13 protein-coding genes are annotated in these 12,582 nt (G+C 54.1%); all 13 read right to left on the bottom strand.

Going from position 1 to position 12,582, the window contains the following annotated elements; genetic code table 11:
• Positions 1–270: 270 nt before the first annotated feature.
• The 13 genes from PRECH8_RS08470 to pth all read right to left on the bottom strand — a co-directional run bounded on the left by PRECH8_RS08470 (position 271) and on the right by pth (position 12,514).
• Positions 271–720 carry a S1 domain-containing RNA-binding protein gene (locus tag PRECH8_RS08470; RefSeq protein ID WP_200966675.1) on the bottom strand — a complete coding sequence of 150 codons (450 nt, stop codon included), beginning with the start codon at positions 718–720 and terminating at the stop codon, positions 271–273.
• A 134-nt stretch (positions 721–854) separates the two neighbouring features.
• A complete protein-coding gene (locus PRECH8_RS08465; protein WP_200966674.1) occupies positions 855–1,187 on the bottom strand; it encodes an FtsB family cell division protein in 333 nt (110 codons plus the stop codon).
• A gap of 14 nt (positions 1,188–1,201) precedes the next feature.
• Entirely contained in the window at positions 1,202–1,768 is a 567-nt protein-coding gene (gene yabQ / locus PRECH8_RS08460) for a spore cortex biosynthesis protein YabQ (protein WP_200966673.1), read from the bottom strand.
• Positions 1,765–2,046: a sporulation protein YabP gene (gene yabP / locus PRECH8_RS08455; protein WP_200966672.1), complete on the bottom strand. Its 282-nt coding sequence runs from the start codon at positions 2,044–2,046 to the stop codon at positions 1,765–1,767. The genes yabQ and yabP overlap by 4 nt, the downstream gene beginning before the upstream one ends.
• Before the next feature lie 85 nt (positions 2,047–2,131).
• On the bottom strand, positions 2,132–2,392 hold the full coding sequence (locus tag PRECH8_RS08450) for an RNA-binding S4 domain-containing protein (protein ID WP_200966671.1): 261 nt from the start codon (positions 2,390–2,392) through the stop codon (positions 2,132–2,134).
• The gene (gene hbs / locus PRECH8_RS08445) at positions 2,392–2,664 is read right to left on the bottom strand and encodes a non-specific DNA-binding protein Hbs (RefSeq protein ID WP_200966670.1); all 273 of its coding nucleotides are present in this window, start codon (positions 2,662–2,664) and stop codon (positions 2,392–2,394) included. The genes PRECH8_RS08450 and hbs overlap by 1 nt, the downstream gene beginning before the upstream one ends.
• Positions 2,665–2,846: 182 nt before the next feature.
• The gene (yabN, locus tag PRECH8_RS08440; protein WP_200966669.1) at positions 2,847–4,343 is read right to left on the bottom strand and encodes a bifunctional methyltransferase/pyrophosphohydrolase YabN; all 1,497 of its coding nucleotides are present in this window, start codon (positions 4,341–4,343) and stop codon (positions 2,847–2,849) included.
• A 34-nt stretch (positions 4,344–4,377) separates the two neighbouring features.
• A complete protein-coding gene (locus tag PRECH8_RS08435; RefSeq protein ID WP_200966668.1) occupies positions 4,378–6,066 on the bottom strand; it encodes a putative polysaccharide biosynthesis protein in 1,689 nt (562 codons plus the stop codon).
• A 259-nt stretch (positions 6,067–6,325) separates the two neighbouring features.
• Positions 6,326–6,868, bottom strand: coding sequence for a stage V sporulation protein T (spoVT, locus tag PRECH8_RS08430; RefSeq protein WP_200966666.1), 543 nt, complete (start codon positions 6,866–6,868; stop codon positions 6,326–6,328).
• A 194-nt stretch (positions 6,869–7,062) separates the two neighbouring features.
• Complete coding sequence (locus PRECH8_RS08425; RefSeq protein WP_200966665.1) at positions 7,063–8,043, bottom strand: peptidylprolyl isomerase; 981 nt, start codon at positions 8,041–8,043, stop codon at positions 7,063–7,065.
• A complete protein-coding gene (mfd, locus tag PRECH8_RS08420; protein WP_200966664.1) occupies positions 8,030–11,554 on the bottom strand; it encodes a transcription-repair coupling factor in 3,525 nt (1,174 codons plus the stop codon). The genes PRECH8_RS08425 and mfd overlap by 14 nt, the downstream gene beginning before the upstream one ends.
• 71 nt (positions 11,555–11,625) lie before the next feature.
• Positions 11,626–11,853, bottom strand: a complete 228-nt coding sequence (gene fin, locus PRECH8_RS08415; RefSeq protein WP_200966663.1) for an anti-sigma-F factor Fin — start codon at positions 11,851–11,853, stop codon at positions 11,626–11,628.
• Positions 11,854–11,935: 82 nt separating this feature from the next.
• The gene (pth, locus tag PRECH8_RS08410) at positions 11,936–12,514 is read right to left on the bottom strand and encodes an aminoacyl-tRNA hydrolase (protein WP_200966662.1); all 579 of its coding nucleotides are present in this window, start codon (positions 12,512–12,514) and stop codon (positions 11,936–11,938) included.
• Between the last annotated feature and the right edge of the window lie 68 nt (positions 12,515–12,582).

Raw genomic sequence — 12,582 nt, 5'->3', positions numbered from 1 at the left:
GGAGGAAGCATGGTGGATGCACTTCATGGCTTCCTCGTACAACACATGTGCAGAGCATACGAAGGATAACCGCTGCAGCAAGCGGGCAAGAACAAGCATGAAATACCTCATATCACGTACGAACTAGTCGAAGGATTCATCTTCCTCGACATGTCTTCTCTGCAGCGGTGCATCCATTCGACCTGCAGATGAACATACAAAAAGCCGATCCCCGGTTGAGGGAATCGGCTTCGCAAGTCCTTGATTAATTAGAATATTACGGACGGTTCCTTAATAACGTCTAGAACCTCGACCGCCTCGTTTCGAATCGGTATGTTTCCGTAAGGAAGAGATTCGTTCTTCACTGTCCTTGAGAAACTTAGACATCTTGTCTTCGAACGATAGTTTGGCATCCATCCGGCTTCCGCCAAATCGATCTCGATAGGGCTTCCGATCACCGTAAGGCTTTCTATCGTTGGAAGGAGGACGTCTGTCGCTGACTGGTCTGTCTGCGGCTTGTTTGATCGAGAGACCAATCTTGCCGTCTTTGTCCACATTGATGACTTTAACCGTTACGACGTCATTAATCTTCAAGTGGTCGTTCACGTCTTTGACGTAGTTGTCCGCCACTTCCGATATATGCACGAGTCCGGTGACACCCCCCGCGAGCTCCACGAACGCTCCAAAATGGGTAATCCCCGTCACCTTGCCCTGTAACTTCGTGCCAACTTCAATTGCCATAAAATCAGATGTTCCTCCCTTGGAATGCCTCAATAGATCACTATGATCATGTTATGCCGATTATAACCGAAGGGGACTTCACGGTCAATGCTAAACTTATCCCTTGGGCATTCGCACACGGTGCTTCAGGAAGCCTATGGATAAACGTGGTACAGGGTTTCTCCGTCCCTCTTCATCTGCAGATCCTTGTAGATCCTCTGTTCGATATATTCCGGATCCTTCAGACGTTCAATCTCACGTTTATATTCGGCATTCAGCTGACGAATCTCGGCCAGCTTCTGTTCCGTTTCGATCAATTGTTCCGCTTTGGCCTGTGCAAGGGTATATTGATCATATATCGTGAATCCTGCCCATACCATGAAACCAAGCAGAATTGTCAAGAACAGCCGAATACGGCGCTTCTTCCCCTTGTTGCTGCCGGTTCGCTCCACGGTCCTGCGGCTATTATATGTATAGTCTGCAGGCATCGCTTTCACGCCTCCTATGACCTTCGCCTAAATTGGGATATCTTGGCGCGAAGTTGTTTGGCCGCTGCACGAAGCCATGTGATCCTCATCAGATGCTGCAACGATCGGCGCAAGATTTTCCACAGCGGGTATACCAATTGTAGCACAAATTTCCCCAATAAAATAGAGGCTGTGCCAAAAAACATCACTACAGCCAAGACAATACGGCTGATGTAAACCATCGGCGTGATGACGAAGATGCGGAAGAAATGTACTATGAAGCGCCAGCATGCAGCAAGCCACCTAAGGATGAGACGGAACAAGCGGATGAAGTGCCTGCTGAACAAGGCATAGTACACCGCTGCCCCGGCGATCAGTCCGAGGAAGATGAATAACCGGACTTCGCCGAAATTGCTCCAATACAGGATGCGGAAGACAAGCACCATGGCGGTTAACCAGTACAGGACATCGAACAACGGGATCAACCATCGCTTAAGGTGCAGCTGTCCCGAGAGGACGCGGTAGCAATCGAGGATGCCGCCCAGCATGCAGCCGCTGACGAACATCATCCATAGAGTGATGAATTGTGTATTCAGGCTCACTTGAACAACTTACCGAAGAATCCCGATGATTTGCCGGGGGCATGGGCGTCCAGATAGGTCAGATCGTTCACTAAGCCCTCGATCGCGACCAGCCCCTGCTCCAGGTTGAGATTCTTGATATGCAGATTGGACCCGCGTATCGTCAGAAAGCCGCACTCCGTCTCCAACAAGAATTCCTCGCTGTCGAAGCTCTCGACATTCAGCACGCCGGAGATCTCCAGCAGCTTGCGGTTCAACATCTTGATCTCTTGTCGCTTGCTCTTCCCTTGATCGATCATGGCCTGTACCCCTCCTCTTATCAGTAACTTATGAGGACAGGTGTTCAATTAGAACTATCACCACAAAAAAAAGGAACCGGTTCTTCTATGAACCGATTCCCTCTTCCTTAAGGATCGTGTACATCTCGCCGGCTTCTTCCTTGCGCACCGAGTCGGCGACCCGCTCCACGCGGACCGTCACCAGCTTCTGACCGAACTGAATCTTGAGTTCATCTCCCGGCTTAACGGAAGCACTGGGCTTCGCTTCGCGGCCGTTAAGCCATACGCGGCCCTGTTCGGTTACCTCCTTGGCAACGGTGCGCCTTTTGATGAGGCGAGAGACCTTAAGAAATTTGTCCAGTCGCATTATTTAACCGCTTCTTTGAGTTTGTTGCCCGCCTTGAACGCCGGGACCTTCGTAGCCGGGATCGTAATACTCTTGCCTGTTTGCGGGTTGCGGCCTACACGGCTGGAGCGGTTGCGCGTTTCGAAAGTACCAAAACCGATCAGTTGTACTTTCTCGCCTTTAGCGAGCGCTTCCGTAATCTCACCCAGCAGTCCGTTCAGTACGGTTTCAACATCCTTTTTGGTCATGCCGCTTTTCGCAGCGATGTTGTTGATCAGATCCGTTTTGTTCATTTGTCATAAACCTCCTGATAATTGGTTTAATCTTTTTCAGCACCTTGGGACAGGTGTGAAAATTAAACTTGCTGCGCATGATTTTATGTATTCTGCCTTGCCGAGGAAAATCCTGCTACAGGGGCGGTTTTCGATAAATTTTTATTCACGAAAATCATGAAATCAGCGGAGATATACGCCTATCAATCCCTGTTTACCCGATATTTAGCTTCTTGCCACAGAGCTTCCATTTCTGTTAAGTCAGTCTGTTCAAAAGTCTTGCCTCTTAAACGCAGCTGTTCTTCGATGTATGTGAAGCGCTGGACAAACTTGCGATTCGCACGAGCGATCGCTTCTTCAGGATCTACGTTCAAGAATCGCGCCAAGACCACTACGACAAATAACAGATCCCCCAATTCTTCCATCCGTTGTTCTTCCTTGCCCGGGGCATCTATCACCTCGCGCAGCTCTTGCAATTCTTCGCTCAATTTCTCAAACACACCTTGGATGTGATCCCAATCGAACCCGACCTTCGCCGCTTTTTTCTGCAGTTTGAGCGCCTTAAGCAGTTCGGGCAGGTCCTTCGGAATCCCGGACAGAACGGATAACTGCTGCGGGTCCCGGCCGGTCTGGCGCTTCTCCTCTTGCTTCATGGATTCCCAATTGCGAAGCGCAGCTTCCGGATCAGCTGCGGACAGATCACCGAATACATGCGGGTGTCTGCGGATCAGCTTCCGGTTCAAACCCTCGATCACATCATAGATATTGAACGTGCCCGCTTCCTGCTCCATCTGGGCATGCAGCATGATCTGCAGCAGCAAGTCGCCGAGTTCCTCGCACATATGCTCCGGATCATCCTCATCGATCGTCTCCAGGACTTCATAGGTCTCCTCGATGAGATTCTTGCGGATGCTCTGATGCGTCTGCTCGCGGTCCCAAGGACAGCCTTCGGGGCTGCGCAGGATCTCGACGATCTCATGCAGCCTCTGGAAGCTGCGGCTAAGCAGTTCCTCATCATCATCCCGCGGCACCCAGACCAGCGACAGATTGCCGTATCCGTCGATGCGATCCAATTCATAGAGCGGGACCTTCTGGATCTTCTCCTGCTCCTCTACACCCAAGGCATGGGCGGCCACGACGGGATAATCATCAGGCAGCCATTCCATCAGCGTCAACTTGACCTCAGAGGCGATTATCCTGTCATACACCTGAGCGAAGATCGTGTGTTGCAGCGGGTTAAACTGCACGCGCTCCAGGTTCGTCGCATCGATGAGTTGGAAGCCGTCCAGGGGATCAAATCCCAATCTTAGGAAGGCCTGATCCAGGAAACTCTCCCCGCCGATGATCTTGAGCTCGATGCCCGCTTCAGGCGCCCGTTCGCGCAGCAGCTGCACCGTTGCCTCCGCTACCTGGGGGTGACCGGGGACGGCATAGACGATCTTGCGTCCAGGCTCCTCCAAGGCAAGCCGCACCAGTTCATCAACGATCGCCTGATACACATCGGGGAATTGATCATGGGCCTCATAGAGGTGATCGAAACTTCGGATCGGCATCCCCTTGCTCCTCAGAAACTCCGTCACCGGATGATGCATAGTGCGGAGCATGATAAGATCCGCTTGTTCCAACTGCCTCCATACACCGATCGTCAGCTGTGTTTCATCGCCCGAGCCAAGCCCTGCGATGGTAATCGATCCTCTCATCTTCATCACTTCCTCTGATCATCTCTATGTTCTGCTATGCTGAATCCTCAGCCGAATCCTCACGTCCCCCTCGCAATAGCCGCAGCCTTCTCAGCAGCGGCACCAATTTCTCGCCTGCGCCGGGCAAGAGCATAAGCTCGGCTGCGCCGATTGCCCCGCTCGCAAGTGAGGCAAGTCCGAACACAGCCGCTCCAAACGGGATCAGCACGAGGGCACTGATCGTATTCCATCCTCTTCCCTCCGCATCCGCTCCCAGCACCACCGCCAGCCAAGTCAGACCGCTGTAGACGATCAGGACGCAGATCACCATCGTGATGACAGCAAGGAGAGGTTTGCCTGCTGCCTCTTTCATCCCCCGCCTTAAGCCGATATGCTTCATGATCGCTCGGATATTAAGGAGCGACGCTGCGGCATAAGCGACCACACCCGACCAAGCAGCACCGTTAATTCCCAGGACGGGAATGAGAAGGAGGTTCAGGATGACTTTCAATAGGGCGGCGATAAGCAGATGGATCGCCGGCAGCCGCTCCTGACTGATGCCTTGCAGGATCGCTGTAGATACGACATTCAGCGAACTGAAGACCGCCGTCCAGGCGACGATCATCATGGTTACCGTGCCGTTGGCATCCGTGAACAGCATGATGTTCACCGGCAAGCTCACAGCCATAAGACCAGCAGATGCAGCGAGGCCGATCAGCCAGGTGAGCCATAGGGTCAGATCCGCGCGGCGCCTCACCATCTCCTCCTGCCCTTGCACCTTCGCCTCGGACAGGGACGGCACCAGGGCTGCCGACATCGCGCTGAACAGCATCGAGACGAGCTGCACCAAGGGCAGACCGCGGGCATAGATGCCGAATTCATGCAGCGCTTCACTGTCGCTTAATCCTTGGGAGATGACCAAGAGCCGCGGCAGAGTAAAGGAATCGATCATATTGATGATCGGGACAACGATCGATCCCAAGGCGACCGGCATGGCATAACGGATGATGCTGCGCATGAGGACGGATGCCGGCAAGCGGGCCTCACGGCTGCTTGTTCGGATCCCGGCAAGGCGCCGCGGGCGATCCCGCATATCGATCCAGAGCATAACCGCAAGCCCGGCTGCTGCGCCTGCAACAGAGCCAAAGGCAGCTCCCGCGGCGATGGTGCCGCTGGACTCCCCCGCTCCGGTCAGATACAAGAGCAGGCCGATCATCACTGCCACGCGCACTGTCTGCTCCACGACCTGCGATACAGCCGTCGGGATCATATTCTGCAAACCTTGGTAATAGCCGCGACCCGCGGCCATCAGCGGAACGATGAGCAGCGCGTAAGAGACGCTGCGCAGCGCTTGCTCTGCCTGGGCGCTGCCGATCCAAGAGGCGATAAGCCCTGCCCCGGCATATAAGAAGAGGAAGGCAGCGATGCCCGTACCGGTTAAGAGATAGGAGGACAGCCGATAGATCCTGCGTGCTTCCCGCCAATTCCCAAGCGCCGCCTGCTCGGATACCAGTTTGGATACCGCTGCGGGCAGACCGGCGGTGGCCAGGAACAGGACCAGCACATAGAAGGGATATACCGCTGAATAGATCCCGTAGGCTTCGTCTCCGGCCAAGTTCTGCAGCGGGATCTTCTGCAGGGTGCCAAGCAGCTTCGAGATGGCAGCCGCAAGACCGAGGACGGCGACCCCTCTTATGAGACGCGTTCCCCCATGAACGGCTGTACCGGGCGTAGATCCTTTCATGCTCTCCCCCACTTAACATTCACTGGAATAAGACCATTACCTAATGAACAAACAACATGAACAACATACCTGCGCGGCTTGTAACCACATCTATAAGGCCAGTAACTTTTCAACAACCATCCCGCTCTCACCCAAACCTTACCACCGTTTGGTGCGGGAAGCAAACGCGGGAGGGCGCCCTAAAGCAACAAGACTTCCGCCTCGCTAGACCATGGTCTGCTGAGCGGAAGCCTGGATCTTCCATGTATCATCCGGCTGTTTAATGTTCCATTTGCTTGCCTAGAAAACCTGCCGCCGTCTCCGCCATCTTCGTCTCCATCTCGCCCATCTTCACGCCCTCTTCCTTGCTGAGGAGAATAACCGAACCGATCGGATCTCCTCCCGCGATGATCGGAGCGATAACAAAGGAGGTATAATATTCCATGACATCACGGATCAGGTCATATTCACCAGGGTTGGTCTCCAGGATGGTCTTGCGGGATTCCATCGCATTCTCGACGAGGGAGCCGACACCCTTATCCAGGTATTCTTTCCTCGATGCTCCGGCAACGGCGATCATGGTATCGCGGTCAGAGATCATCGTGATATGATTCGTGCTCTCGTACAACGATTCCGCATATTCCTTGGCAAAATCACCCAACTCCCCAATCGGAGAATATTTCTTAAGGATCACTTCACCGTCGCGGTCCACGAAGATTTCTAACGGATCTCCCTCACGAATACGCAGTGTGCGACGAATTTCCTTCGGTATGACGACCCTTCCTAAATCGTCGATACGACGAACAATTCCAGTTGCTTTCATGTGTCTTGATGCCTCACTTTCCTTGGGGTTTGTATTGGACACTGGATACAGGGATTTATGGGTCATACAACAGGAATAGCTGGGTTACTTGGTGCTGACCATAGTGTTCTTCTGTTCCCATAATTTTATGCACTGCTGCGCCGCTGGGAAGCTGGTGATGACCGCGAAGAACGTCTGCTGCACGCTGCACCGTCCTACAGCTTGATCTCTTCGATCAAGGCGGGCAATTCTTCGTTGACGAACGCCTTGTAGTACTCGTCAACAGCTTGTCCCTCGAGCTGATCTCGCAGCTCATCAAGGCCCGGTTCCACGCGTTCTTCCACTTGAATCACATGGTAGCCGTAGGCCGTTTCCACCGGTTCGCTGATCGTGCCGATGTCCAGTTCCAGCACCGCTTCCTTGAACGGCTCCACCCAGTTGTTCACGTTCACGGCTTCGTATCTGCCGCCGTTGTTTTTGGAACCCGGATCATCGGAGTAGGATTCAGCCACTTCCGTGAAATCTTCTCCACGCTCTAACAGCGATTTGATCTCTTGCGCACGCTCAAGGGCAGCTTCCTTCGACCGCGGCTCCCCGCCCTCCGGCTCAAAGGCGACCAGCACATGTCTGACCGTAGCCGTCGTATATGCGTGCGGATTCTCGGCCAAAGCAGCATGATAGATCTCTTGAATTCTCTCCTCGGTGATGAGCGAGCGGACGTGATTCAGAGCCTTGGCCTGCAGCAGGATATACTGCTTGATGTCATCCTTCTGGAGTCCCCATTCCTTGGACTTCTCTTCCCAGCTCTGCGTCGCTGCCTCATCGGCGCTCAGCTCTGCCTCGAACTGGACCATCCGCTCGTCCACTTCACCTTCTGTTCTGGAGCTGATCTCTTCGCTTGCTCTTTCGCCCAGGATCTTGAATGAGATATAACTCTCAAGCATATGGCGTTTGAACTCCTCGGGTGCAATCTGCTCGTAATAATCGTGCATAGCAGCAAATAGAAATTTGTCCACATAATAGTAGCGGTTGAATTCTTGCTCGTCCACTTCCCCGCCTTGATACACTGCCACGATCTTCTCCGGATCCCCGATTGGCTCAGGATCACCTTTGCCCCCGCATGCGGTAAGCGCGGCGGCGAGTAAGATCAACAGAACGGCTGCGGTGAATCCAGTGCGTAATTTACTTGGCTGCATGTTGTAGAACCTCCTTAGGTTTCAGGCAATCCTGATATTGGGAGAGGAATTGCTCCAGCAATTCCACCGTCTCCTCGGGCGTCAAACCGCGGCAGTTGAACACGATGTGGATCTTGGAACCGGATTTGAACTGCACCCTTCTGGAGAATTGGCTGCCCAGGGCAAACAGCTTCTGCCCGTCGATGACCGCATTTTGCGACTCATCGATGATGAGCGATACTTCATGACCTTTCTGCGTGATCGATATGATCTTATACATATTACCATAAGCTTTCAGGCGGGCAACAGCCAGAAGATTCTGAACCGCCTGCGGCATCGGACCGAAGCGGTCGATGATCTCCTCGCGCAGCTGTTCAGCATCGTCAAGCGTACGCACGGCAGCAGTCTTTTTGTATATTTCGATTTTTTGCATGCTGTCATATATATATTCCGTCGGCAGATAAGCGTCGATCGGCAGATCGATCTGCGTGGTGAACTCCTTGCTCTCTTCCTTCACCTCTGCGCCCTGCAGGCCGAGTTTGCGCTTCTCAATCTCTTCCGCGAGCATCTGGGTGTACAACTCAAAGCCGACGGAGGAGATGAAACCGTGCTGCTCAGCACCGAGCAGATTGCCTGCGCCGCGAATCGCCAGGTCGCGCATAGCGATCCTGAAACCGGACCCGAGCTCCGTGAATTCCTTGATCGCCTGCAGCCGCTTCTCTGCCGTTTCGTTCAGCACCTTATCCTTCTGATACGTGAAGTATGCGTAAGCGATCCGATTGGAACGGCCAACGCGGCCGCGCAGCTGATACAGCTGGGACAGCCCCATCTTGTCGGCGTCATGCACGATCAAAGTATTGACGTTCGGGATATCGACCCCCGTCTCGATGATCGTCGTGCTGACGAGCACGTCATACTCCCCATCGAGGAAATCGAGGATCACTTTCTCCAGCTCCTGCTCGCTCATCTTCCCATGACCGACAGCCACCCGGGCATCGGGCACGAGGTTCTGGATATGTTCGGCCATCTGATGGATGCCTTGGACGCGGTTGTAGAGATAGTATACCTGACCGCCGCGTGCCAGTTCCCGCTCAACGGCTTCACGGATCAGCGAGTTGCTGTGTTCGACGACATAGGTTTGTACGGGGAAGCGGTTCTCCGGCGGCGTCTCGATGACGGACAGATCCCGCACACCCAGCATGGACATATGAAGGGTGCGCGGGATCGGCGTGGCCGTTAAGGTCAGGACATCGACATTGGTCTTCAGCCGCTTCAGTTTCTCCTTGTGGGCCACGCCGAAGCGCTGCTCTTCGTCGACGATGAGCAGTCCCAGATCCTTAAACTGCACGTCGTTCGACAGCAGGCGGTGGGTGCCGATGACGATGTCAACGGTGCCGAGCTTCAGGCCTTTGATCGTCTCGTTTTGTTCCTTGCGGCTGCGGAAGCGGCTTAACACGTGGATCTCGAAGGGGAAGCCGCTGAATCGCTCCTTGAAGGTCTCAAAGTGCTGCTGCGCAAGGATCGTCGTCGGCACAAGCACGGCGACTTGCTTGCCCTCGATCGCCACCTTGAAGGCAGCGCGAATCGCCACCTCCGTCTTGCCGTAGCCGACATCGCCGCATAAGAGCCGGTCCATGGGCACAGGGCTTTCCATATCCCGCTTGATCTCCTCAATCGCCCGCAGCTGATCAGGCGTCTCATTGTACATGAACATGCTCTCGAATTCCTTCTGATAAGGAGTGTCCTTCGAGAAAGCGTAGCCGCGGCTCGCTTGACGCTCGGCATAGAGCTTGATCAGATCATCTGCGATGTCCTGTACGGACTTGCGCGCCTTGCTCTTCGCCCGCTGCCATTCCGTGCCGCCCAGCTTATAGAGCTTCGGTTCCTTCTCCTCGGCGCCGACATACTTCTGCACGAGATCGATCTGATCGATCGGCACGGAGAGCTTATCCCCGCCGGCATAGAGGATATGGAGATAATCCTTGTGGATGCCGTCGATCTCCAAGGTGCCGATGCCGACGTACTTGCCGATCCCGTGGTTGACATGCACGACATAGTCGCCGACCTTAAGCTCCGTATAGCTCTTGATGCGTTCCGCGTTGTCGATCTTCCGGTCGCTTCTCCTCACCTTGCGCTGTTTCTGCGAGAAAACTTCACCCTCGGTGATCACGGCGATCCTTCCGGTTGGGAACTCGAAGCCGCTCTGCAGATTGCCCTTGATGATTCTCGGTGTCTCGATCTTATAGTCAGCTAATACTCTGCGAAGACGGTTGATCCGCTCCTCGTCGCTGGCTAAGATGAGCACCTGCGTCTCCGCCTTCGCCCAGCGGTCCGCCTCCGCCTTGAGCACATTCATCTGGCCGTGGAAATTCTGCATCGCCCGGGTAACGAAGTTGACGATATTCTGCGGCTGTGTATGCGGCACCTGGCGCAGGAATAACTGGATATAGAGCATCGGGAATTTCTTATATTGCAGAACCTGCTCGTGAGTCTTGGACAGCACAAAAGCCGGCAAGGTCCTGCCCTCACTGAGCAAGTCCGTTACCGTTTCCCCTTCATCCCGCTCCAGTTGGCGGGCGGTTTCCAGCAGCCGATTCGGCTCATCGACGATCATGATCGTATCTTCAGGCATATAATCGATGATCGTCTGTCTCTCAGGATACAACAAGGATATATATTTATAGATCTCTTGAAAGTAATGCCCGTCTCTTAATCTCGCAATATCTTCACGGATATGTTCCTCGAGCTGCTCCTTCGCCCGGCGGTCCGTCATCTTCGCCAGCTGTTCGTTCAACAGTTCGGCGGCATGATCGGCGGCCTTTGCCATCCGCTGTTCATCGGCGATGATCTCTCTCGCCGGGGTAATCGTCAGCGACTCCACTCTATGAATCGAACGCTGGTCAGAGGGATCGAAGGTGCGGATCGAATCGATCTCGTCGTCGAACCACTCGATACGGTAGGCTTCATCGGCGGTAAGCGGATAGACGTCCATGATCCCGCCGCGGATGCTGAACTCTCCTTTTTTCTCTACCATATCCGTCCGTTCATAGCCGAGTCTGACGAGCTGCAGCGACAGTTCAGCAAGCGGCACCTCTTCCCCGACGCGCAAAGTGAGCTGCGCATCGCGGTAAGTTTCCTTCACGGGAAGCAGCCTGCGCAATCCGGCATACGGCACGATCACGATGCCGCGATAGCCCTGGGACAGCCGGGACAGCACAGCGATGCGCTGGGCGACGGTCTCCGGACTCGAAGCGGCGATATCGATCAGGGTCAGCTCGTTCGCCGGGTAGAGCATCACCGAGTCTTCGTCGCAGATCTCCTGCAGATCCTCCATCATCTTCTGCGCTGCATATAGATTGTGAGTCACGATTAAGAGCGGCCGTTCGATATTCTGGTGCAGGGCTGCCACCATCACTTGCCGTGCGGATCCTGCGAGTCCTGATACGAGCTGCTCACGCATCCCGGATCGGATGCCGGATAGGATCGTCTGAAAATCTCGGTCATTCTGAAAAGCTTGCAGCAGCTGCAGCAATAGAATTCCACTCCTCTCTCATATCCAAATAGGCCTCGGCTTAAGGCCCAGGCCATACGCGGTACATGCATCTATTGCAGGAGGTTCGGAAGCAGCGACAGTTCGGGATTCGTCTCTAGTGCGGTTCTGCAATAGTCACAGATCACTCGTACCGTAATCTCGCCACCTGCTTGATAGGAGATCATCTCCGATCGTTCCTCAGGGGTTAGATGGTGGAATCCTAGAGCATATTCGCTCACATCGTCGTGGATCTCTCCTACCTTGGTCCCGCAATGTCGGCAATAGTAGATGACAGGCATACTGATTCCTCCCGGATCGATGCTCGAATGCTGCTTGCCATCAGTATGTCCGGAATGCCTGCAAGTAATACCCGTATGACACCTATGAACGCTTCTTGCTGTTAAACTTGGCCATCACCTTATCGAAAGATTCCGTGAGTGCCATCTCCATCGCTTCCGTCGCGCGGTCCAGCACTTCCTCGATCAACGGCCGTTCCGCCTTGGTAAAATCAGAGAGCACGTAATGGACCACTTCCATCCCTTGCGGCGGTCGGGAGATGCCGATGCGCACCCGTTTGAACTCCTCCGTCCCCACGTGCTGAATGATCGACTTGATGCCGTTGTGACCGCCGGCACTGCCTTTATAACGCAAGCGAAGCTGCCCAACTTCTGTGTCCATATCATCATAGATGACGATGAAGTCCTCCAAGGGCAGCTTGTAGTAGTTCATATATGCCTTCACAGATTCTCCTGATAAGTTCATATAGGTTTGCGGTTTCAACAAAACGACGGACTCTCCGTTAGGCGCTCTGCCCTCGGCAACATAAGCCCGGCATTTCGCGTCCGCCCTCCAGCGGAGGTCCCATCGCTCGGCCATGCGGTCCACGGCCATGAAACCGACATTATGCCGATTGTCTTCATATTTGCCGCCTGGATTGCCCAGGCCTGCGATCCATTTCACCATCCAGACTCCTTTACTTCTCCTCTTTATCTATATGCATTATAGCGAACATACAACCATGAAAGCAA

The sequence above is a fragment of the Insulibacter thermoxylanivorax genome (assembly GCF_015472005.1).
Taxonomy (GTDB): domain Bacteria; phylum Bacillota; class Bacilli; order Paenibacillales; family DA-C8; genus Insulibacter; species Insulibacter thermoxylanivorax.
This window is presented reverse-complemented; position numbering and strand designations above follow the sequence as displayed.